The organism is Pseudomonas sp. F220, from assembly GCF_057813935.1.
Genome location: NZ_JBVASJ010000004.1, coordinates 122249 through 143048, shown reverse-complemented (window position 1 = coordinate 143048; position 20800 = coordinate 122249). Strand labels below are relative to the sequence as shown.

Here is a 20800-nt window from a genome sequence, read left to right as displayed (position 1 = left end):
CAACGAATTTTATGAGGACTCCCATGCGTCTTATCCGCATGTTGTTGCTGCCGGTACTGGCTTTAACCGCGCTCTCGGCCCATGCCGATGACAAAGCTGTGGCGCGTCTGACCCAATTGCTCGAAAAATCGCAGACGCTGACGGCGCGTTTCTCGCAGTTGACCCTCGACGGCAGCGGTACTCAGTTGCAGGAAACGGCCGGTGAAATGGCCTTGCAGCGTCCAGGCCTTTTCTATTGGCATACCGATGCGCCACAAGAGCAGTTGATGGTCTCCGATGGCAAGAAGGTTTCGCTGTGGGATCCGGACCTGGAGCAGGTCACCATCAAAAAGCTCGATCAGCGCCTGACTCAGACCCCGGCCTTGCTGCTGTCCGGTGATGTGTCCAAGATCAGCGAGAGTTTCGACATCAGTGCCAAGGAAGCTGGCGGCGTGATCGACTTCACCCTCAAGCCGAAAACCAAAGACACTTTGTTCGACAGCCTGCGTCTGTCGTTCCGCAACGGCATGGTCAATGACATGCAGTTGATCGATAGCGTCGGTCAGCGCACCAATATCCTGTTCACTGGGGTCAAGGCCAACGAGGCGATCGCCGCATCCAAGTTCAAGTTCGACATCCCCAAGGGTGCCGACGTGATCCAGGAATAAAGAGCAAGAATAAAGAACCAAGAGGTTTCAAACGCTGCCCATGGATCTGTTTCGAAGTGACCCGATTGCTCAGCCCTTGGCCGCGCGCTTGCGCTCGACCAACCTGGATGAGTACGTCGGTCAAGAACACCTGCTCGCTCGCGGCAAGCCTCTGCGCGAAGCCCTTGAGCAGGGCGCCCTGCATTCGATGATTTTCTGGGGACCGCCGGGGGTGGGTAAAACCACTCTGGCGCGCTTGCTGGCGAAAGTCTCGGACGCGCACTTCGAAACGGTCTCGGCTGTGCTGGCCGGGGTCAAAGAGATTCGTCAGGCGGTCGATATTGCCAAGCAACAGGCTGGGCAATACGGCAAGCGAACCATTCTGTTCGTCGACGAAGTGCATCGCTTCAACAAGTCGCAACAGGATGCGTTTCTGCCGTACGTTGAAGACGGCACCTTGATCTTCATCGGCGCAACCACGGAAAACCCATCCTTCGAGTTAAACAACGCATTGTTGTCCCGCGCTCGTGTCTATGTGCTGAAAAGTCTCGATGAGGCGGCACTGCACAAACTGGTGCAGCGTGCACTGACCGAAGATCGCGGTCTGGGCAAGCGACAGCTGAGTCTCGGTGATGAAGGCTTCAAGATGCTGCTGGCGGCAGCCGATGGCGACGGCCGACGCCTGCTCAACCTGCTGGAGAACGCTTCCGATCTGGCCGAAGACGGTACTGAAATCGGTGTCGAACTGCTGCAAAGCCTGCTGGGCGACACCCGGCGACGTTTCGACAAGGGTGGCGAAGCTTTTTACGATCAGATTTCCGCGCTGCACAAGTCGGTGCGCGGTTCCAACCCGGACGGCGCGCTGTATTGGTTTGCACGCATGCTCGACGGCGGTTGTGATCCGCTGTATCTGGCGCGGCGCGTGGTGCGTATGGCCAGTGAAGACATCGGTAATGCCGATCCGCGCGCTTTGAGCCTGTGTCTGGCGGCGTGGGATGTTCAAGAGCGTCTGGGCAGTCCCGAGGGCGAGCTTGCGGTGGCCCAGGCCATCACTTATCTGGCCTGTGCGCCGAAAAGCAATGCGGTGTACATGGGCTTCAAGGCCGCCATGCGCAGCGCCGCCGAACATGGTTCCCTGGAAGTGCCGCTGCATTTGCGCAATGCACCGACCAAGTTGATGAAACAGCTGGGTTATGGCGACGAATACCGTTACGCCCACGATGAGCCCGATGCTTATGCCGCCGGTGAGGATTACTTCCCGGATGATCTTGAGCCGCAACACTTCTATCAGCCAGTACCCCGTGGCCTCGAACTGAAAATCGGCGAGAAGCTCAATCACCTCGCCAAACTGGACAGGCTCAGCCCAAAACAGCGGAGAAGACCTTGATTCCGTTGATCATTGCGGTCTCCGTAGGGGGCATCGCCGGGACCCTGTTACGCTTTGCTACCGGTAATTGGATCAACGCTAATTGGCCGCGGCACTTCTATACGGCGACGCTGGCCGTTAATATCGTGGGCTGCCTGTTGATCGGCTTCTTGTATGGCCTGTTCATGCTGCGTCCGGAGGTGCCGATTGAGGTGCGTGCCGGATTGATGGTGGGTTTTCTTGGCGGCCTGACGACTTTTTCATCCTTTTCACTGGATACGGTGCGTCTGCTGGAAAGCGGACAGGTACCGCTGGCCTTGGGCTATGCGGCCATCAGCGTATTCGGCGGGCTGCTCGCGACCTGGGCTGGCCTGTCCTTGACCAAACTTTGATAAACGAGAGACCGACATGCTCGATTCCAAACTGTTACGTAGCAACCTTCAGGACGTAGCGGACCGCCTGGCATCCCGTGGCTTTACCCTGGATGTCGCGCGCATCGAAGCGCTGGAAGAACAGCGCAAGATCGTCCAGACCCGCACCGAACAACTGCAGGCTGAACGTAATGCGCGCTCCAAATCCATCGGTCAGGCCAAGCAACGCGGCGAAGACATCGGGCCGTTGATGGCGGACGTCGAGCGTATGGCGAACGAGCTGAACATCGGTAAAGTCGAGCTGGACGCGATTCAGACCGAGCTGGACTCGATCCTGCTGAACATTCCGAACCTGCCTCACGAGTCCGTGCCGATTGGCGCCGATGAAGAGGCCAACGTTGAAGTGCGCCGCTGGGGCAAGCCGACCACCTTCGATTTCGAGGTCAAGGACCACGTTGCGTTGGGCGAGCAATACGGTTGGCTGGACTTCGAGACCGCGGCCAAGCTCTCTGGCGCCCGTTTCTCCTTGCTGCGCGGCCCGATCGCTCGTCTGCACCGCGCGCTGTCGCAGTTCATGATCAACCTGCACATCACTGAACACGGTTACGAAGAAGCCTACACCCCGTATCTGGTTCAGGCGCCGGCGTTGCAAGGCACCGGTCAATTGCCGAAGTTCGAAGAAGATCTGTTCAAAATCAGCCGCGAAGGCGAAGCTGATCTGTACCTGATCCCGACCGCTGAAGTGTCGCTGACCAACATCGTGTCGGGCGAGATTCTCGATCCCAAGCAACTGCCGTTGAAGTTTGTTGCCCACACGCCGTGCTTTCGCAGTGAAGCCGGTGCGTCGGGTCGCGACACTCGTGGCATGATTCGTCAGCATCAGTTCGACAAGGTTGAAATGGTCCAGATCGTTGAGCCATCGACGTCGATGGAAGCGCTGGAAGGCCTGACCGGCAACGCCGAAAAGGTTCTGCAGCTGCTGGAACTGCCGTATCGCGTGCTGGCGCTGTGCACCGGTGACATGGGTTTCAGTGCGGTCAAGACCTATGACCTGGAAGTCTGGATCCCGAGCCAGGACAAATACCGCGAGATTTCGTCGTGCTCCAACTGCGGTGACTTCCAGGCCCGTCGTATGCAGACGCGTTTCCGCAACCCGGAAACCGGCAAGCCGGAACTGGTTCACACCTTGAACGGTTCCGGTCTGGCGGTCGGTCGTACCCTGGTGGCAGTGCTGGAAAACTATCAGCAGGCCGACGGTTCGATCCGTGTGCCAGCCGTACTCAAGCCATACATGGGCGGCATTGAGGTCATCGGCTAAATGGAATTTCTGCCGCTGTTCCATAACCTGCGCGGCAGTCGTGTGTTGGTCGTCGGTGGGGGGGAGATTGCCTTGCGCAAGTCCCGCCTGCTGGCCGATGCCGGTGCGCTGCTGCGGGTGGTTGCACCTGAGATAGAAACCCAGCTCCGCGAGCTGGTGCAGAACAGTGGCGGTGAATGGGTCTTGCGCGGCTATGCCGAGGCTGACCTTGATGGTTGTGTGCTGATTATCGCGGCCACCGACGATGAACCGCTCAACGCGCAGGTTTCCAAAGATGCGCATCGGCGCTGCGTGCCGGTCAACGTGGTCGATGCTCCGGCATTGTGCAGCGTGATTTTCCCGGCGATCGTCGACCGTTCGCCATTGGTTATCGCAGTCTCCAGTGGCGGCGATGCACCGGTGCTGGCACGGCTGATTCGGGCCAAACTGGAAACCTGGATTCCGTCGACCTATGGCCAGCTGGCGGGTTTGGCGGCGCGCTTTCGCAACCAGGTCAAAGGTCTGTTTCCGGATGTGCAGCAGCGTCGGGCGTTCTGGGAAGATGTTTTCCAGGGGCCGATTGCCGACCGCCAACTGGCCGGGCAGGGCGCGGAAGCCGAGCGCTTGTTGCTAGCCAAAATCAATGGCACCGCGCCTGTTGCAACGGGTGAGGTCTATCTGGTTGGGGCAGGGCCGGGCGATCCGGACCTGCTGACCTTCCGCGCCCTGCGTCTGATGCAGCAAGCGGATGTGGTGTTGTACGACCGTTTGGTGGCGCCGGCGATTCTTGAGCTGTGCCGTCGCGATGCCGACCGGGTCTACGTCGGCAAGCGTCGGGCGGATCACGCGATACCTCAGGAGCAGATCAATCAGCAATTGGTTGAACTGGCCAAGCAGGGCAAGCGGGTGTTGCGCCTCAAAGGCGGCGATCCGTTTATCTTCGGCCGTGGCGGCGAAGAGATCGAAGAGCTGGCGGCCCACGGCATTCCGTTTCAGGTCGTACCAGGTATCACCGCGGCGAGCGGTTGTGCGGCTTATGCCGGGATTCCACTGACACATCGTGATTATGCGCAGTCGGTGCGTTTCGTGACCGGGCACCTGAAGGATGGCACCACGGATTTGCCGTGGAGCGATTTGGTAGCTCCAGCACAGACGCTGGTGTTCTACATGGGATTGATTGGCTTGCCGATCATCTGTGAGCAACTGATCAAGCACGGTCGTTCGGCGGATACTCCAGCAGCACTGATCCAGCAGGGCACCACCTCGAATCAGCGGGTCTTTACTGGCACGCTGGCCAACCTTTCGCAGCTGGTTGCCGAGCATGAAGTGCATGCGCCGACGCTGGTGATTGTGGGAGAAGTGGTACAGCTTCGCGAGAAGCTGAAATGGTTTGAAGGGGCTCAGTCGCAGGTTTGAGATTGCGGCGCATCAGTGACACCGCGCCGCGCCCATCGCGAGCAAGCCCGCTTCCACAAGGACCACACGAACCCTGTGGGAGCGAGCCTGCTCGCGATGGGGTCATCGAGGCCAATAAAACCCTTGGATCAGACCTCAGCCTTCTGCCAAATCCCTTTCCCACTCAACCGCCCCCGATCATGGCTGGCATTAAGGTCTAGCGCAGGCCCTTTCGGCACGATCCCGGTAGGATTAATCGTGCGATGGCTCGCGTAGTAATGCCCCTTGATGTGGGTAAAGTCCACGGTCTCGGCAATCCCCGGCCACTGATACAACTCACGTAGCCAGTTCGACAGATTCGGGTAATCGGCAATTCGCCGCAGGTTGCATTTGAAGTGGCTGTAGTACACCGCGTCGAAGCGAATCAGCGTAGTGAACAGTCGGATATCGGCTTCGGTAAGGTATTCACCGGCCAGATAGCGCTTGTCGTCCAGTCTCTTTTCCAACCAATCGAGTTCGGCGAACAGGTCATCGAAGGCTTCTTCATACGCCGTCTGTGAGGTGGCGAAGCCGGCCCGATAAACACCGTTATTGACCGCCGGATAGATCCTCGCGTTCAGCTCATCAATTTCTGCTCGCAGAGGTTGCGGGTAGAAGTCCAGACCGTTTCCGGTCAAGCCATCGAATGCACTATTGAACATGCGGATGATTTCCGCCGACTCATTGCTGACGATACGGTTCTGTTGCTTGTCCCAGAGCACGGGCACCGTGACGCGGCCAGTGTAGTCGGCGGCATCTGCGGTGTAGCGTTGATGCATGTAGGTCTGGTTGCCCAGGTGGTCGCCGCTGGAGCCGAACGCTTTATCGAAGGTCCAGCCGTTTTCCAGCATCAACCAGCTGACAACAGAGACGTCGACGAGGCTTTCAAGGTCTTTGAGTTTGCGCAAGATCAGTGTGCGGTGCGCCCAAGGGCAAGCGAGAGACACATAGAGGTGATAGCGACCCGCCTCGGCGGGAAAGCCACCTTCGCCGGTAAGTCCGGGCTTGCCGTCGGCGGTCAGCCAGTTGCGGCGCTGCGCTTGTTCGCGTTGGAACGCGCCGTCTTTGCTGCTCTCGTACCACTGGTCACGCCAGTGCCCTTCAATCAGCAAACCCATCAGAAACTCCTAAGCCAATATGCGTTGGAGTTCAGTCTAATCGGATGGATTCGAACAAAAAGCGCAAAGATTGGGCGTCAATGATCGGTTAAATCGATTTGTCTCGTGCGTCCCAATACTGCTGAGCCAGTTCGAACGCCTGCTCTCGCGGCGTGCCGAGGCCGCGCAGGGCCAATGCCATGGTCGAGATCAGGGCCAGTTGCGGGTAACTGTCCTGCACGTCACCACGCCAGAGCGCGCTCAGTTGCTCGGGGTCGAGGGTAGCGGGTTTGACATGCCGCTGGGCGGACAGCGCAGGCCATTCTTCATCCCAGCTTTCGCCGCCGGTTGTGCCGTACAGATGGCTGATGGTGTCCGGGTTGATTTCGATCTCACCGCCATCGCCTTTGATGACGATGGTGTTGTCGCCGAGCAAGCCGCTGGCATCGCGGTGCACGCCTTGGTAGCCGGGGTGGAAAATGCTTTGCAGGCCACAGCGGGCGCCCAGCGGATTGAGGATGCGTGCCAGTGAATGGATGGGCGAGCGCAAGCCCAGGGTGTTGCGCAGATCGATCATCCGTTGCAACTGAGGCGCCCAATCGCCGAGCGGGATAAACGCCAGATTGCCTTGTTCGAACGCCGTTGCGACCTGCTGCCAATTGCGGCACAGCGGGATCTGTAATTGATCGAGAAGTTGCTCGCTATAGAGCCGGCCGGCGGTATGCGCGCCGCCGCCGTGCAGCAGAATACGCACACCATTCTGAGCCAGGCATTTGGCTGCCAGCAGATACCACGGCAGATGACGTTTCTTGCCAGCATAGGTCGGCCAATCCAGATCAACCTTCAAGGCGGGTGCATTCAGGCGCTCACGAACGGCTTCGGTAAAGCCGGCCAGCTCCTCCGGGCTTTCTTCCTTGTGCCGCAACAGCATCAGGAAGGCGCCCAGCTGCGTGTCTTCGACTTTTTCGTCGAGCAGCATGCCCATGGCCTCGCGAGCTTCGTCGCGGGTCAGGCTGCGCGCACCACGCTTGCCCTTGCCCAGGATTCGCACGAATGGCGCGAAAGGGTGCTCGGCGGGTGTTTCGGTCATCAGCGGCGCAAAATCAGTCATAAGCAATTCGTCGGTTTGGGCAGGCCCGCCAGCTTGGCGGCAAGTTTGGCGGGAGTGCCTTTGAACAGTCGGTTCAGGTGCAGGCTGTTGCCCTTGTCCGGACCCAGCTTCAGTGCAGTGTATTTGATCAGCGGGCGGGTCGCCGGAGACAGTTGGAACTCCTGGTAAAACCCGCGCAGCAAGTCGAGAATTTCCCAGTGCTCGGGGCTCAGTTCGAGGTCTTCGGCAGCTGCCAGCGCACTTGCCACTTCTTCGGACCAATCGCTCAGGTCGACCAGATACCCGTCTTTATCGAGGTCGATGTTTTGTGCACCCACAGTGAGCGACTTCATAGCCAAGTGTTGACCTTGTCGTAATGAATCGACAGCTCGACAAAAGCTGGGTAATCGACACTTTTGATCCAGTCAGGAATATCCAGCCCGCGGGCCTGAATATCTTCCGCCAGGGCGAACAAGCGCAACGTATCGACCCGAGCCTGCAGCGCGTTGAACGGTGCGCTATTGGGTTGCAGGGCATATACCGCGTCGCCGCAGAGCAGAATGGCGTCTTGCGCGCCGAGCAGACGCAGGCAACTGGTCAGCCGGTTATCGGTGAACGGTGAGTGGGACAACACATGCAAAGTCGACATCAGAGAGTTATCACTTGGTCGTAACGATCAATAATTGAGGAGATTTGCTCCGGATTCAGCAACTGCACTGCGTCCATGTTTCGGCTGAGTGGCGCAAACCCACGCTCCATTACGCTGTCGCTGCAAGCAAAAACATCTTCAACACCAAACAGCGACAGCGCCTGCAGATTGGCGCTGAGGTCTTTTTGCTGAACGGCCTTGGCATCCTGCATCGACGCAAGCTGGAACACACCGTCATCCAGAAACAGCAGGCCGATTGGCAAGTCAAAAGCCCCGCCGGCCAATACGATATCCAACGCTTCGCGGGCGCTGGGACCCGACCAAGGCGCCTGCCGACTGATAATCAGCAACGATTTAGGCATTTCAGGGCCCTCCGAAACAAATCAATCGGTCGGCCGATTGCACGGCGTCGTGCAGTTGCCCCAGCCCGGACAACTCCCAAGGCGCGCTCAAATTGACAGCGGGGCGCTGATAACGTTGGGCTTCTTCTTCATCCAACACACCACGGCGCAAAGCGGCAGCAATACACACCACGCCGTCGAGCTGATGCTCAGTGACGAACGTACGCCATTGCAACGGCAAGTCTTGCTCATCCTGCGGCGTGACGATATTGCTCGATGCGCTGTGAACACCGTCCTGATAGAAAAACAGCCGCACGATCTCGTGACCACCGGCCAGCGCCGCTTGAGCGAACAGCAGAGCGCGGCGCGAGGAGGGCGCATGGGCAGCGGAGAAAAGGGCAATGGCAAACTTCATGACGGACTCTGTCAGCAAACCTTGCGCAATGATAAAGCTTTATCGCCGGGTCGGCGAAATCCGTTTCAGCATTCCCGGGTAAGGCTGTATCTACGCTTATCAGGCATATCAGCGCGGCATATATCCCAGTTGCCAGCGACGAGGGATCTTCAATGAGGCAAAGCCAATAAGGGCGGAAATCAGACCGCTCACAAACAGCGCTTTTAGCCCAAGCTGATGCTCCAGCACAGCGCCCAGAACCGCGCCGCCAAACATACCGGTCCAGGGAATCAACTGCACGCGCCAGCCATTACGACGCTCTCCGAGCATCCAACGTCCCAGTCCACGGCCAAAGCGCGAAAGTGCGCCCGTCACGTAGGTCAGTCCGACAGGCAGGCCATTAACCTCTTCGACTGCGGCGTTAAGCATCCCCATGGCAATGATCGCGGCGAGCAGTGCTGGTAACTGAGTGTCAAACGGCCAGGCAGCGGCGCCGCACAGCAGGGTTGCAATACACAACAACAAGGGAAGGGCGCGCCGACCGCCGAAACGGCTGACAAGAACACCCAGTGCGTTGCCGACGATGAATGTGGCTACGAGGATCAAGAGTCGCAGGGTCAACCCCAGGTCACCATCACTGATTGCTACAGCCAGGCGAGTGGTGTTGCCGCTCATGAACGACACAAAGTCACCGGTGGCCATGAAACCTATGGCGTCGGTCATCCCGGCTAATATGGAAAGGCTCGCGACCATGCACAGGCCGATACGACCTCGCCATTTTCGAGCGTGTAGCAGGCCAAGGTGGGTATGGTTTTTAGGGGAGGAGGGCAGCATTAGCGAAATGTCATCTGTATAGAACCTTCATGGGTGCCGCAGTTCGATCCGTTTTTCGGTCACGTGTCGAGCCCATGCAATTGGCAGTATTCAGCCCAATCCATCCCGGCCATCTCCGCCACCTCTTTGTGCACCTCAATCCTGCGGGTTTCGAAATCCTCAGGCGTTGCGGTGGTGAGTTGCAGCGTCAGTTCCCAGGCAAAGAAACCCAGACGTTCAGCCTCGGCCTCAAACGCTTCGTGCAAGCGTTCATCTCGGTATTGCTCCATCGTCTCGCCTTTCGCCTGGGCAGCCAAAGGATTCAGGTGATCGAGTTCGTCCCTGAGGAGAGGGTGTTCAGCGAGGAATTTCTGCAGAGCCAGTTCGTGATGCTGCTCGATCGGTGCCATCTTAGGTCCTTGATTGCTTGTTTATTACGTGTTGCCACGCATTACTACCTATCACGATCTATAGTGATATTCCATGCCACTTATAGATGAGAGAGTCCTATGAAACGATCCATTCTGTTCATGGTTGCAATTCTGGTAGCGACGCCGCTCTTTGCTGCGGAGGATCTATGTGCCATCAATCTGAAAAAGATTAGGGACGACAAGGCGACCGCTGTGATGGGCCAGCCTATGCTGGGTCAAATTCAAGCTACGCGAAAAGCAGCGGAAAAAGCGCAAAAAGCTGGCGACAAACAAAAATGCATAAGCCTGACCAATCAGGCTTTGCAGGATATTGAAAACGCTCAAAAAAACTAGTGACGTGAGCGGCTGAGCCGGTATAGCCGGCTCAGCCATTCATCAGCTTGGGTGCGGTGCAGACTCCGGAGGCGTGAGTGGTAGGCTGATGGCTGAAGCTATTAGCCAAAAACTCGTAAGGAAAAGAAATATGAAAATGGATGCGTTCGCTTTTGGCGTCACCAACTGGGCGGAGATCGAAAGGACAGAGCATTTGGGAGAGACCGGGGTGGCCTATTGGCGAACCCGCTTTTTCGGTGACAAGCCTAATCAAATTCGGGTGCGCATGGTTGAGTACAGCCAGAACTACCTCGCGGACCATTGGTGCCACAAAGGGCATGTGCTGTTTTGTATGGACGGTGAGCTGGAAACCACTCTCGAAGACGGGCGAAAGTTCGTGTTGACCGCGGGAATGAGCTATCAGGTTGGCGACAACGCAGAGGCGCATCAATCCTACAGTGGTCCGGGCGCAAAACTATTCATAGTGGATTGAGCGCACGCACGGTGACACCGGAGCAGGTGGCTTGCTCTCGTGCCTGTCTCAAACTGACGGGCAACTGCCAGACCACCTAATTGGCTTCGGTCCGATGGATTATCCGCGCCTTCACCTCATCGGCGTATGCCGTTAGCTTGTCCTCGCCTGCCTGGAATACCTGGCACATTCTCAGTGCTGCCTGAGCGTCGGCTTCGTTTCCAGTCTGGTTCAATACTTCAGCGATACGCATCAGTTCGACAGCCGACCACCTCAAATCAGAGGCAACACCTTGGAGGTCGTGCCTTAGGTCCTGCTCAGATGTGTTGAGCCACATGATGACCTCCTGAAAGTCAACGTTGGGCCAGACTCCGCCCCCTGTACAAAATGAACAAGGACCCTGAGCTTTTTCAGTCAGGGGCCTCGTCGCTGTCCATGGTGCTGCCTCTTACTGATATTGCTTGCATAAACAGTAATCGACAGCTGCGTAGAGAGTGATTTGAGGCGACGAGCTGTAGGGGTGGACTAGCTTCCTATGAGTGTGTGCGGCGGCCTTTGGGGGGATGCGCGCACTGGGCGGAAGTGGGTATTGACGCCAGTTCAGGCATTAATCTTCGACTTCCACCCAGTGACCGTTCTGCGGTGGTAGGCAGCATCGCTTGAAGGCCAGGCACACTCCCTTGTGATCAATCAGTGCGTAATTTCGATAGTTATGGCGCGGGGCGAATAGAGACCAGAAAAACTGCACTGCGAACACCTCCTTGGCGATCATCCAGGCATAGCCGACTTAAGGGAGGATAGACGCTTTGTTCAGTTTGAAAAGGTGAATTGTGTTCGCCCGGCAGGACACCGTAGGAGGGCGGCAGATGTACTGCCGATTGCCGTCGAAATGTTGGGGAGGGCGAGAGAGGACTGCCTAGAGAGTGTCAGATTTTTTGTGTGCGGGCCGGTAACGGCCTGCCGTCAGGCAGGCCTTAATTTCACCAGGTTGGCCTGATAAATCGATCTCCGTACAGGATCGCAAATTGATTCATCGCCCTCATGCAGTTGCGCTTCACTTCGTTCGCTGTGGTCAGCTCACGGCGGGACTTTCACCCACAAGATTTCGCCCATGCTGGGCGCACCCAAAAAAAGCCCGCTGACGCGGGCTTTGTCTGATGCGGCAACGATCAGTTGTTGCCAAACCATTTGGTCGAGCGATTGACCTCGGCTTTGCCCGAGTCTTCCAGCAGTGCCTTGGAGCCTGAGCTCACGTTGCGCGTGGCATCGGCATTGGACTGGATGACGTCGGTCTTGGCGGCGCTGTTGTGCAGCTCGGCATCGATGTAGTCGTTGCTTCGGTCGGTCTTGGCCTTGAGCGCCTGCAGACGCAGCTTGCGTTCTTCGATATCGAACTCTCGGTCTTCGTCCTCGGCCTTTTCGGCACGGGTGCGAAGGCGGGTGTTTTCCTGAGCCTTGGCCTGGCGTTCGGAAGCAGCCTGTTCGGCAGCATGCTTTTGCGCGGCCAGCTGGTTGCGGCGGTTGGTGGCATCGCGCGCGGCGGCTTGTGCCTGTGCGGCGGCTACCTGGCGCTGATAGTCAGCTTGCCGGGTGGCTTCGTCTTGCAACTGCTGGACTTCGATCTGGTGCAGTTGGTCGAATTGCGACTGGGCGAAGGCCTGTGTGGCCACCAGCGAGAGCAGCAATGTAACGCTGAATCCTTTCATGTCGGTCTCTTAAGCTTTGGCAGGTGGCGGGCAAGTGGCGTTTGGCTGGATGCGGGTCTCGTTGTTGAGCATCTGCACCATCAGGGAAACCTGGCCTGGAGCGAACTCGCAAGGCTTGCCGACCTGGGTCGAAGTGTAGATTTTGCCGGCTTCGGAGTAGCCCAACAGCACGCCTGGTACCAGCGTCGTGTCGTTGACCATCGAGCCTGCCAGGGCACCGGCGGCGCCACCGGCTACACCGCCGATCACGGCGGTATCACGGTTATGGGTCGCACCCAGTGCACCACCGCCAACCGCACCGATCAGGCCGCCGACCAGGGTCGCTGCCTTGCGGTTGGCTTCGTTGCTGACTTTGATCTTGGCCGGGGACACCGAAATGATGGTGACGGTCTTGGCTTCTTGCTTGGTGTTTACCTGGCTGGCATCGAACACGTCAGCCTGGTATTGCTCGCCTGTCGATTGGCAGCCGGCAACCAGTGCCGCCAGCGAGATGACAGCCAGAGTTTTCTTGAACATGTGGTTCATTTCCTTGCATCCAGTGGGTAACGCCAAAACGGCTTCCTTGCGCTTATCTATAAATTGCGCGTACGAAAACGGTCAGTATTAAATTGCCTTTAGTGTCACAGTGACATCATTAAAAGTCCAACGAAGTTGGGATGGGTAGGAAAATAAATACCGTTCCAGAATCCTGGCCCAGGTTTTTCGCGTTGAGTGGGAGAGTGGCGGAGGGGTTTACCTGGCGATTGGCGTGTCGTCCCACGCCCAGAATGTGCCACATGTGTAGCCGAGCTCACCGGCAAGCACCATCACCACGTGGTTCGCGACATCAAGCGCGACCTCGCGGCCCTGAATATAGATGCATCCAAAGGCGACCGACACGGCCATTGATACCGTGCGCCGTGCAATCTGCCAGGCGCGCAAGCAATCCAGGCTGCCGGCCGATGCTGTGGTCATGTCAGATCTGGACTGGATGAACATCGAACTCCAGAAGGATGGCGAAAACCGCTATCTGTTCGCCAACCTGCAAGGCCTGGTATCGTGAATCCTCCGTGGAGCTTTCAGCGTAGCAGGAGCGAACTATGGGCTTGGAGTTCAGGTCGGCAGAGCGCCGGGAAGAGGTGGCTCGCTACAGGGAATTCTTCCCCAAAACGCAACCGTTTGGACCAATGTTTATTGAGGTCTAAAGAGTCGAAAAAGTTGCCTGCTTTTATGGTGTATTCGTAGCGCAAGACCTTGAATATAAAGGTCTTGTTTGATTTTTATACGGCATCCCAGGCTTTGACACCGAAAATTCACTCCGGCGCCATCATCACCGCGAGCGTCATCTTGATGAACTCCTCGTTTTTATCGATGGCTTCCAAGGCTCCGCGCACGTTGTCGGCGACATCGGCGGCCCCACGTTGCTCGACCCAGTTTGAAAGCTCCAAGATGGCGGCTTCCAGCGCGAGCTGGTTTTCGTTGAGTTTGAACAGCAGGGAAGGGAGCAGATCTGAGTTTGGCATCGCGAATCCTCCGTGGAGTTTTCAGCGTAGCAGGGCGCCGTGATTGATTCGCAAGGGGGAGAGTGTTAGCCGGCAGGACGCCGAGAAATTGTGCGCAAAACCTCCGCTATAAGCCGCGGCTTACCGTTTGCAAAACCACAAAAAAGCAGATTTTTTGCCGCCTTAAAAAGAGACTGTATTTCTTATAAAACAATGGTTTAGGTCGAATCAGTCCCCAGCATGGGGTGCTAGGGGGGCGAGTGTGGTGTTTTTGATCAATTGCAGTCACTCGGGCGTCATCAGTACCGCAAGCGTCATTTTGATGAACTCTTCATTCTTGTCGATGGTGTCCAGAGCGCCGCGCACGTTATCGGCGACGTCGGCTGAGCCGCGCGCCTCAACCCAGTTCGACAGCTCCATGATGACAGCCTCAATGGCGAACTGGTTCTCGTTGGTGGGATAGCCAGTCGCCTATGTCAATAAACTCAATCGGAAAGTTGCTTCGTTCTCCAGCGGATCAAATCGACTTTGCAGGAACTTAAAATATCTCCAGAGCCCGAGCCCCCCATCACGGAGTCACCTTCCCACTGACACTGTGCATCCTTGAACTTCTCGAAAGCCTTCTGAGAGGTGAGCAGCGAGGTAAGGGCTTTGGCCGTCGCACTCGAATCGATCTCCTTTGTCTTAGCTTCCATTTTTTTGTAGGCGATATTCATTTGCGACGTGGCTTCGCGAGTCTTACGCTCAAGGCAAGGCTGCAACGCTGTCCGGGGCTGATCGCCAATGGTGTTGTAGCACTCGTTCAATGCTCCAGCTTGAGAGTCACTGGTCTCTGCAGTTTTTGCTGCGGTGGTAGTAGGCGTAGCTACCATATTGACCGCGCCATTTGTGATTGGATTCACATCAGGTTTCGCGGGTACTTGAGCGAATGCCGTACCAATGGCAAATGAAGTCGCTACAACGACCACAGAAATGAGGTTTCTCATTTTTATCTATCCTTTTGAAAGCATTTTTCGAGGGGCAGAAACAACTTTGAATGCTAGGTCGATTGTGTACTACGTACGCAGGATTAGGCCCCTTGATGTCTAGTAGCGCCCACAGTCCCAAGCCTGTTTGACTGCATCCTGGGCAAGCTGTTCAACGCGGCTAAGAACAAGCATCAGCAACAGTTTCGGCGTCCGGCAAATCCATCACCGCCAAGGGGGCCTGGATGGGTGTATCGGCCAAGCTCTGATCGATGCCAAGCAATCGGGCCGCGACTCGTGCGCCGCCATCTGCTGGCGACCTCGGCCGATCCGCGCCGCTCGACCCAGAGCATGAGCACCATGATGGCCGCCTCCAGGGTGAGTTGGCTTTCGTTGATTTTGAATAGCGGAGAAGGGAGCAGGTCTGAGTTTGGCATGGCGAATCCTCCATGAAGAGGTCAGCGTAGCATCCGAAATGTTGTGATACACGATTGGGAAATGAAGCGGTCGGCAGAACGCCGGAGGAAGGGGGGAAAAACTAGAAAGTTTTGTAACGCCTCGAAAAAGTAGAGCCGTCATCCAAACCCCAGAAACGAAAAAGCCCTGAAAAATCAGGGCTCTAACGTACAAATATGGCGGAGGCGATGGGATTCGAACTCATGGACCTGTTACAGTCGACGGTTTTCAAGACCGTTGCCTTAAACCACTCGGCCACACCTCCGTATTGCGTTGCGGGCGCCATAATACCTGAATGAAACACACTGTCAAACTCTCTGCGTAGCTTGTTACAGAGCGTCTGTTATGATCTTTGCGACTGAACGTTTCAAACCTACAGGAGTGTCGCCATGCGCGAACAGGATTACGCAGTTAATAACAGCGTGCAGGCTGAGCAGCTAGAGGTTAGCCGCGTCCTGCGCAACACTTACGGCTTACTCGCTCTCACCCTCGCGTTTAGCGGCGTGATGGCGTTCGTTGCACAGCAGATGCGCGTCGGCTATCCGAACGTTTTTGTAGTGCTGATCGGCTTCTACGGCCTTTTCTTTCTCACCAACAAACTCCGTGACTCGGCCTGGGGCCTGGTATCGGCTTTCGCCCTGACCGGCTTCATGGGTTTCCTGCTGGGCCCGATTCTCAATCGTTACCTGGGCATGCAGGGCGGCGCTGAAGTGGTCAGCTCGGCCTTTGCGATGACTGCATTGGTGTTTGGCGGCTTGTCCGCCTATGTGCTGATCACCCGCAAGGACATGAGCTTTCTCGGCGGCTTTATCACTGCCGGTTTCTTCGTCCTGCTGGGCGCGACACTGGCGGGCATGTTCTTCAAGATCAGCGGCCTGCAACTGGCGATCAGCGCGGGCTTCGTGCTGTTTTCCTCGGTCTGCATTCTGTTCCAGACCAGCGCCATCATCCATGGCGGCGAACGTAACTACATCATGGCGACCATCAGCCTGTATGTATCGATCTACAACCTGTTCATCAGCTTGTTGCAGCTGTTTGGCATCATGAGCCGCGATGATTGATCACAGGCCTTGAGCAAAAAGCCCGCTTCGGCGGGCTTTTTGTTGTCTGCGTGAAAGCTGTTCAGCAATAACGCCGCTCTCTTGCTGGAATATAGTTTTTATCCCATCGGCGGCAATCGCCGTTTCACCGGGGTTTTCTTGACGATGGCAGTATTGGTTTCCGCGTAGCTGTTAAGCCGGTCGAGCAGGGTGTCCAGTTGTTCCATCGAGCGAACATGCAGGCGAGCAATGAAACAGTCGTCGCCCGTCACTTTGTCGCATTCGGTAAATTCGGGGATTGCCTGGATCTGCCGTTCGACGTCCTGCAACCGGCCGGGCAGTGGGCGGATGCGGACGATGGCCTGGAGTTGATAACCGAAGCACTTGGGATCTATCTCGACGGTATAACCCTTGAGCACGCCGCGCTCTTCGAGTCTGCGCAGGCGTTCCGCAACGCTGGGCGAAGACAGGCCGCTGATTTGCGCCAAGGCTTTGAGTGAGCGCCGGGAGTCTTCCATAAGGGCGGCGATCAACACTTGGTCGATGTCATCGGTCATACAAACCTCATTAGGCAAAGGGTTCAATATGCCTTGATAAGAAAGGCAGAAACTGATTTTAGCCTGCTATTGGGGCTGGAGCTGACTCACTGTGGATTGTCATAATTCAGGCTCTTGCTGAGGAGACTGATGATGGACAAGTCGATACGTCGTGGGTCGTTTGAAATGACCGCCGCCATGCTGATTTCGGGAACCATTGGATGGTTCGTGCTGGTATCCGGGCAGCCGGTGCTGGACGTGGTGTTCTGGCGCTGCGTGTTTGGCGCTGCAACGTTGCTGTTGATTTGCGCGGTATTGGGGTTTTTGCGTCCGGGTATTTTGACGCGCACGACCTTTATTCTGGCGGTGCTCAGCGGTGTGGCGATTGTCGGCAACTGGGTGCTGCTGTTTGCCTCTTATTCCCGAGCCTCGATTGCCATCGGTACCGCGGTCTACAACGTTCAACCCTTTATGTTGGTGGGGTTGGCGGCGCTGTTTCTTGGAGAAAAGATCACTGCGCAGAAATTATTCTGGCTCGGCGTGTCGTTTCTTGGGATGTTGGCGATCGTCAGCGCTCATGGTGAACAGGGCGCAGCGGGCGGCGATTACTTGATGGGTATCGGTCTGGCGCTGGGCGCCGCGCTGCTGTATGCCTTCGCTGCACTGATTATCAAGCGTCTGACCGGCACTCCACCGCATTTGATCGCCCTGATTCAGGTCTGCACCGGTGTTCTGTTGTTGGCGCCGTGGGCGAATATCGCTGCGCTGCCGCAGGAGTCTGGCGCCTGGGCCAGCCTGCTGACACTCGGTGTGGTGCACACCGGAGTGATGTACGTGTTGCTTTACGGTGCGATTCAAAAACTCCCGACGGCACTGACCGGTGCGCTGTCGTTTATCTACCCGATTGCGGCGATTTTCGTCGACTGGTTCGCCTTCGGCCATCGCCTTGAGCTGATGCAGTGGCTGGGCGTCATCGCGATTCTGCTCGCTGCGGCGGGCATGCAGCAGGGCTGGAGCCTCGGTTTTCGGCGCGCTGCGGCGCAGTGACTGGTTTTCAGATCTTCCAGTGCACCGCAGTCTTCGCCAGACGTTGGCGCATATCGTCGAGATTGGCAGCCAATTGCCGGGTCAACAGCCGGTAGCCGTCCAATGCGGTGTAGACCGGAACGCTCAATGTTGAATCGTCCGACGAACCAGCAATAGGGCGCTCGAGCCGTTGTGAGGCTCCGGACTTCAGAGCGCGGGCCATGCCGATCAATTGCACGCGGATCTGCCGGTGTTCTGTTTTAAGTGCCAGTTGCATCGAGGCCATGGCCTGTTCATCGCTGGCATCCGGTCGGGTGTTGGCGAGGATCTCCAGGGTGCTGACACACATCCGCAAGTTACGCTGAAGGGCGTCCAGTTCGGTCATGGAGATCCGCACTTCCTTGGACACCGATGGCATCAACGAACGCAGTTGCACCATCGCGCCGTTCAACCGGTTCATCAGTTTGAGATGTTCGTCGTCGGTGACCGATTGGCCACTGACGATTCGGCCGTAGATCGTTGCGCAGTCGCGCAGCGCGCTCGCCAGGTTGTAGCGCCAGGAATAGACCGCGTACAGCGGCAAGGCGAAAGAAAATGCCAAGGCCAGGGCGATACCGATGAGGATGTCGACCCCTCGCCAGAGGCCGTCGGTTACCGGGTTGTCGCCATGACCGGCGACGATGAACACCGTGATTGCTGACAGCAAGGCCGTATAACCGCCTTTGCCGATCGCGTGATACGAGAAGAAGCCGCAGACCACTGACATGCCCAGATAGGTCAGCCATGGAATCCCAAAGTAAGCCTGTTGAGCCACCAGCAACAGGCCAACGCCAGCGCCGATCAAGGTGCCGGTGGCCCGCTCGGCGGCTTTCTTGCCGATATTGCCGTGATGCTGCAGCCCGCCGATCACAACCAACATCGTCACCGAGGCCCATTCGCCGTGGGGCAGGTTGATCCCGGTGGTCAGCAGGATCGTGGCCAGCAGCCCCAATGAAACCCGCACAGCGTGGATCAGTTTGGCATGCCGATAGCGCCGATAAGGGTCCAGCAGCGGACGCAGAAGTCGGCGCAGCAACGGTGGCAGTCGAGATGATCGCAAGTCATTCATCGGGCTTGGCTGATTTTCCTCTTCAGTAGGTTCTTGAACTCAGTGCTCAGAATATGTAATCGGTGGTCAAAAAGCTCGACTCACGATTACGGATGATGTCGCTGATGAGCTCTTTATTGCTCTCCTGGAATTTGGTCGCGACCAGCGTGCGGATCGAAAACACCCTCAGTGCATCGTGAACCGAGAGGGTACCTTCGGCGGAATTTTTCCGGCCATTAAACGGGAAGGTGTCCGGCCCACGTTGGCACTGGGCATTGATATTGATACGGCCGACCTGATTGGCGAAAGTATCGACCAGCCGTCCGACCTCGGTGGAGTTGGTGCCAAAGATGCTCAGTTGTTGGCCAAAGTCTGACTCCAGAACGTAGTCGATCACGGTGTCCAGATCGCGGTAGGGGACGATGGGCACCACCGGGCCGAATTGCTCTTCCTGATACACGCGCATCTCGGTGGTCACCGGGTAGAGCACCGCAGGATAGAAGAATGATCCTCGAGATTCGCCGCCGTGGGCGTTCATGACTTTCGCGCCTTTGCTGACGGCATCCGCTACCAGCGAGTGCAGATAATCGACCTTGCCCGATTCCGGGAGCGGCGTCAGTGCCACGCCGTTTTCCCATGGCATACCAGGCTTCAGGGTGGCGAGTTTGCGGTTGAATTTTTCGATAAAGCTCTCGACCACCTGTTCGTGGACGAAGAGGATTTTCAGTGCGGTACAACGTTGGCCGTTAAACGACAGTGAACCGGTTACCGCTTCATTGACCGCGTTGTCCAGGTCGACCTCGGGCAGCACGATGCCAGGGTTCTTGGCATCAAGTCCCAGGGCTGCGCGCAAACGGTGGGGTTTTGGATGCAGTTTTTTCAGGTCACTGGCGGCCTTGTTGGTACCGATAAAGGCAAAGATATCGACCTTGCCGCTGGCCATCAGCGCGCTGACGGTTTCCCGGCCGCTGCCGTAGATCACGTTGATCACACCCGCCGGGAAACTGTCGCGGAAGGCTTCCAGCAGTGGACGAATCAACAACACGCCCAGCTTGGCCGGTTTGAATACCACGGTGTTGCCCATGATCAAGGCTGGAATCAGCGTGGTAAAGGTCTCGTTCAGCGGATAGTTGTAAGGCCCCATGCACAGCGCCACGCCCATCGGTACACGACGGATCTGGCCGAGGGTGTCCTGTTCGAGCTCGAAGCGGCTTGAACGACGGTCCAGCTCCTTGAGGGCATTGATGGTGTCGACAATGTAATCACAAGTGCGATCGAACTCTTTTTCCGAGTCCTTGAGATTTTTTCCGATCTCCCACATCAGCAGTTTGACCACCGCTTCACGCTGTTCGCGCATGCGACCGAGGAAGGCTTCGACATGCTGGATACGTTCGGCGACACGCATCGTTGGCCAATTTCCCTGACCTTTGTCGTAGGCACGAACGGCAGCATCCAGGGCGGTCAACGCTGTCGAGGCATCCAGCAGCGGAGTGCTGCCGAGGATGACTTGTTCATCAGCGTTGTCACTGACCAGGTAGACCGGGCTACGCACCAGCGCAAGTGGGCCGGGCCAAATTTGTAACACACCATCGACGAGGTATTCGCGCTGTTCGATCTGGCCGTTGAGGCGGTATTTTTCCGGGATGTCCGCGGCGCTGGGGAACAGGTTCTCGAGAATGTTATCTGTAGTCATGACGCTACCCCGTATGGATTGGGTGATGCAGATAAGGTGGGTTATCTCGGAGCGCCGGATGCGCGCTTCGATCAGCATTGCTGAATCGTTTTACCTGATCCAGGCAGGGGTTGTCAT

The 20800-nt window shown here is 57.0% G+C and carries 26 protein-coding genes, 1 tRNA gene and 1 pseudogene; 10 read left to right on the top strand and 18 right to left on the bottom strand.

Annotated features, from left to right (window positions below; genetic code table 11):
• Window positions 1-23 precede the first annotated feature (23 nt).
• From lolA to cysG, 5 genes are read left to right on the top strand one after another with little or no spacing between them, the layout of a single operon-like run.
• Window positions 24-647 carry an outer membrane lipoprotein periplasmic chaperone LolA gene (gene lolA, locus ACZYSM_RS05940; RefSeq protein ID WP_489069811.1) on the top strand — a complete coding sequence of 208 codons (624 nt, stop codon included), beginning with the start codon at window positions 24-26 and terminating at the stop codon, window positions 645-647.
• 40 nt (window positions 648-687) lie between these two features.
• Complete coding sequence (locus ACZYSM_RS05935) at window positions 688-2013, top strand: replication-associated recombination protein A (RefSeq protein WP_489069809.1); 1326 nt, start codon at window positions 688-690, stop codon at window positions 2011-2013.
• A complete protein-coding gene (gene crcB / locus ACZYSM_RS05930; RefSeq protein ID WP_489069807.1) occupies window positions 2010-2384 on the top strand; it encodes a fluoride efflux transporter CrcB in 375 nt (124 codons plus the stop codon). Before ACZYSM_RS05935 ends, crcB begins: the two co-directional genes overlap by 4 nt.
• A 16-nt stretch (window positions 2385-2400) precedes the next feature.
• On the top strand, window positions 2401-3681 hold the full coding sequence (serS, locus tag ACZYSM_RS05925) for a serine--tRNA ligase (RefSeq protein ID WP_489069805.1): 1281 nt from the start codon (window positions 2401-2403) through the stop codon (window positions 3679-3681).
• Window positions 3682-5076 carry a siroheme synthase CysG gene (gene cysG / locus ACZYSM_RS05920; protein ID WP_489069803.1) on the top strand — a complete coding sequence of 465 codons (1395 nt, stop codon included), beginning with the start codon at window positions 3682-3684 and terminating at the stop codon, window positions 5074-5076.
• A 128-nt stretch (window positions 5077-5204) separates the two neighbouring features.
• On the opposite strand, the gene ACZYSM_RS05915 is transcribed toward cysG, so the two are convergent.
• The 8 genes from ACZYSM_RS05915 to ACZYSM_RS05880 all read right to left on the bottom strand — a co-directional run bounded on the left by ACZYSM_RS05915 (window position 5205) and on the right by ACZYSM_RS05880 (window position 9888).
• Entirely contained in the window at window positions 5205-6212 is a 1008-nt protein-coding gene (locus ACZYSM_RS05915) for a glutathione S-transferase family protein (protein WP_489069801.1), read from the bottom strand.
• Between the two features lie 88 nt (window positions 6213-6300).
• Entirely contained in the window at window positions 6301-7302 is a 1002-nt protein-coding gene (locus ACZYSM_RS05910) for a glycosyl transferase family protein (RefSeq protein ID WP_489069799.1), read from the bottom strand.
• Complete coding sequence (locus ACZYSM_RS05905; RefSeq protein ID WP_489069797.1) at window positions 7299-7634, bottom strand: TusE/DsrC/DsvC family sulfur relay protein; 336 nt, start codon at window positions 7632-7634, stop codon at window positions 7299-7301. Before ACZYSM_RS05905 ends, ACZYSM_RS05910 begins: the two co-directional genes overlap by 4 nt.
• Window positions 7631-7930 carry a sulfurtransferase complex subunit TusB gene (gene tusB / locus ACZYSM_RS05900; protein WP_489069795.1) on the bottom strand — a complete coding sequence of 100 codons (300 nt, stop codon included), beginning with the start codon at window positions 7928-7930 and terminating at the stop codon, window positions 7631-7633. Before tusB ends, ACZYSM_RS05905 begins: the two co-directional genes overlap by 4 nt.
• On the bottom strand, window positions 7930-8292 hold the full coding sequence (gene tusC, locus ACZYSM_RS05895) for a sulfurtransferase complex subunit TusC (RefSeq protein ID WP_489069793.1): 363 nt from the start codon (window positions 8290-8292) through the stop codon (window positions 7930-7932). Before tusC ends, tusB begins: the two co-directional genes overlap by 1 nt.
• A gap of 1 nt (window position 8293) precedes the next feature.
• Window positions 8294-8686 carry a sulfurtransferase complex subunit TusD gene (gene tusD / locus ACZYSM_RS05890; RefSeq protein WP_489069791.1) on the bottom strand — a complete coding sequence of 131 codons (393 nt, stop codon included), beginning with the start codon at window positions 8684-8686 and terminating at the stop codon, window positions 8294-8296.
• A gap of 108 nt (window positions 8687-8794) precedes the next feature.
• On the bottom strand, window positions 8795-9499 hold the full coding sequence (locus tag ACZYSM_RS05885; protein WP_489069789.1) for a YoaK family protein: 705 nt from the start codon (window positions 9497-9499) through the stop codon (window positions 8795-8797).
• Between the two features lie 59 nt (window positions 9500-9558).
• Window positions 9559-9888: a DUF6388 family protein gene (locus ACZYSM_RS05880; protein ID WP_489069787.1), complete on the bottom strand. Its 330-nt coding sequence runs from the start codon at window positions 9886-9888 to the stop codon at window positions 9559-9561.
• 99 nt (window positions 9889-9987) lie between these two features.
• Here ACZYSM_RS05880 and ACZYSM_RS05875 point away from each other — a divergent pair, with 99 nt between their 5' ends.
• Together ACZYSM_RS05875 and ACZYSM_RS05870 are read left to right on the top strand one after the other, a co-directional pair.
• Entirely contained in the window at window positions 9988-10242 is a 255-nt protein-coding gene (locus tag ACZYSM_RS05875; protein WP_489069785.1) for a hypothetical protein, read from the top strand.
• 130 nt (window positions 10243-10372) lie between these two features.
• On the top strand, window positions 10373-10714 hold the full coding sequence (locus ACZYSM_RS05870; protein ID WP_489069783.1) for a DHCW motif cupin fold protein: 342 nt from the start codon (window positions 10373-10375) through the stop codon (window positions 10712-10714).
• A 76-nt stretch (window positions 10715-10790) separates the two neighbouring features.
• Here ACZYSM_RS05870 and ACZYSM_RS05865 read toward each other — a convergent pair whose 3' ends face one another.
• The 3 genes from ACZYSM_RS05865 to ACZYSM_RS05855 form a co-directional block, all read right to left on the bottom strand.
• On the bottom strand, window positions 10791-11030 hold the full coding sequence (locus ACZYSM_RS05865; RefSeq protein WP_489069781.1) for a hypothetical protein: 240 nt from the start codon (window positions 11028-11030) through the stop codon (window positions 10791-10793).
• A gap of 832 nt (window positions 11031-11862) precedes the next feature.
• Window positions 11863-12399: a DUF5384 family protein gene (locus ACZYSM_RS05860; RefSeq protein ID WP_489069779.1), complete on the bottom strand. Its 537-nt coding sequence runs from the start codon at window positions 12397-12399 to the stop codon at window positions 11863-11865.
• Window positions 12400-12408: 9 nt separating this feature from the next.
• Window positions 12409-12915: a hypothetical protein gene (locus tag ACZYSM_RS05855; RefSeq protein WP_489069777.1), complete on the bottom strand. Its 507-nt coding sequence runs from the start codon at window positions 12913-12915 to the stop codon at window positions 12409-12411.
• A gap of 349 nt (window positions 12916-13264) precedes the next feature.
• Between ACZYSM_RS05855 and ACZYSM_RS05850 the strand changes: the two are divergent.
• Window positions 13265-13438 (top strand): annotated as a pseudogene (locus ACZYSM_RS05850) (phage major capsid protein); the annotation flags it as partial.
• A gap of 253 nt (window positions 13439-13691) precedes the next feature.
• Here ACZYSM_RS05850 and ACZYSM_RS05845 read toward each other — a convergent pair.
• The 4 genes from ACZYSM_RS05845 to ACZYSM_RS05830 all read right to left on the bottom strand — a co-directional run bounded on the left by ACZYSM_RS05845 (window position 13692) and on the right by ACZYSM_RS05830 (window position 15566).
• On the bottom strand, window positions 13692-13901 hold the full coding sequence (locus ACZYSM_RS05845; protein WP_489069775.1) for a hypothetical protein: 210 nt from the start codon (window positions 13899-13901) through the stop codon (window positions 13692-13694).
• 264 nt (window positions 13902-14165) lie between these two features.
• A complete protein-coding gene (locus ACZYSM_RS05840; protein WP_489069773.1) occupies window positions 14166-14300 on the bottom strand; it encodes a hypothetical protein in 135 nt (44 codons plus the stop codon).
• Window positions 14301-14365: 65 nt separating this feature from the next.
• Window positions 14366-14866 carry a UmoC family flagellar biogenesis regulator gene (umoC, locus tag ACZYSM_RS05835; RefSeq protein ID WP_489069771.1) on the bottom strand — a complete coding sequence of 167 codons (501 nt, stop codon included), beginning with the start codon at window positions 14864-14866 and terminating at the stop codon, window positions 14366-14368.
• 612 nt (window positions 14867-15478) lie between these two features.
• Window positions 15479-15566: transfer RNA gene (locus ACZYSM_RS05830), tRNA-Ser, on the bottom strand.
• 124 nt (window positions 15567-15690) lie between these two features.
• On the opposite strand from ACZYSM_RS05830, the gene ACZYSM_RS05825 reads away from it, so the two are divergent.
• The gene (locus ACZYSM_RS05825; protein ID WP_123425923.1) at window positions 15691-16362 is read left to right on the top strand and encodes a Bax inhibitor-1/YccA family protein; all 672 of its coding nucleotides are present in this window, start codon (window positions 15691-15693) and stop codon (window positions 16360-16362) included.
• 98 nt (window positions 16363-16460) lie between these two features.
• Here ACZYSM_RS05825 and ACZYSM_RS05820 read toward each other — a convergent pair whose 3' ends face one another.
• Window positions 16461-16898 carry an Lrp/AsnC family transcriptional regulator gene (locus ACZYSM_RS05820; RefSeq protein ID WP_489069769.1) on the bottom strand — a complete coding sequence of 146 codons (438 nt, stop codon included), beginning with the start codon at window positions 16896-16898 and terminating at the stop codon, window positions 16461-16463.
• A gap of 132 nt (window positions 16899-17030) precedes the next feature.
• Here ACZYSM_RS05820 and ACZYSM_RS05815 point away from each other — a divergent pair, with 132 nt between their 5' ends.
• On the top strand, window positions 17031-17924 hold the full coding sequence (locus tag ACZYSM_RS05815) for a DMT family transporter (protein WP_489069767.1): 894 nt from the start codon (window positions 17031-17033) through the stop codon (window positions 17922-17924).
• Between the two features lie 7 nt (window positions 17925-17931).
• Here the strand turns inward: ACZYSM_RS05815 and ACZYSM_RS05810 are convergent, their stop codons facing one another.
• Both ACZYSM_RS05810 and ACZYSM_RS05805 read right to left on the bottom strand, forming a co-directional pair.
• On the bottom strand, window positions 17932-19011 hold the full coding sequence (locus ACZYSM_RS05810) for an FUSC family protein (RefSeq protein WP_489069765.1): 1080 nt from the start codon (window positions 19009-19011) through the stop codon (window positions 17932-17934).
• A gap of 46 nt (window positions 19012-19057) precedes the next feature.
• Window positions 19058-20683, bottom strand: a complete 1626-nt coding sequence (locus tag ACZYSM_RS05805; RefSeq protein WP_489069763.1) for an NADP-dependent glyceraldehyde-3-phosphate dehydrogenase — start codon at window positions 20681-20683, stop codon at window positions 19058-19060.
• Window positions 20684-20800 lie beyond the last annotated feature (117 nt).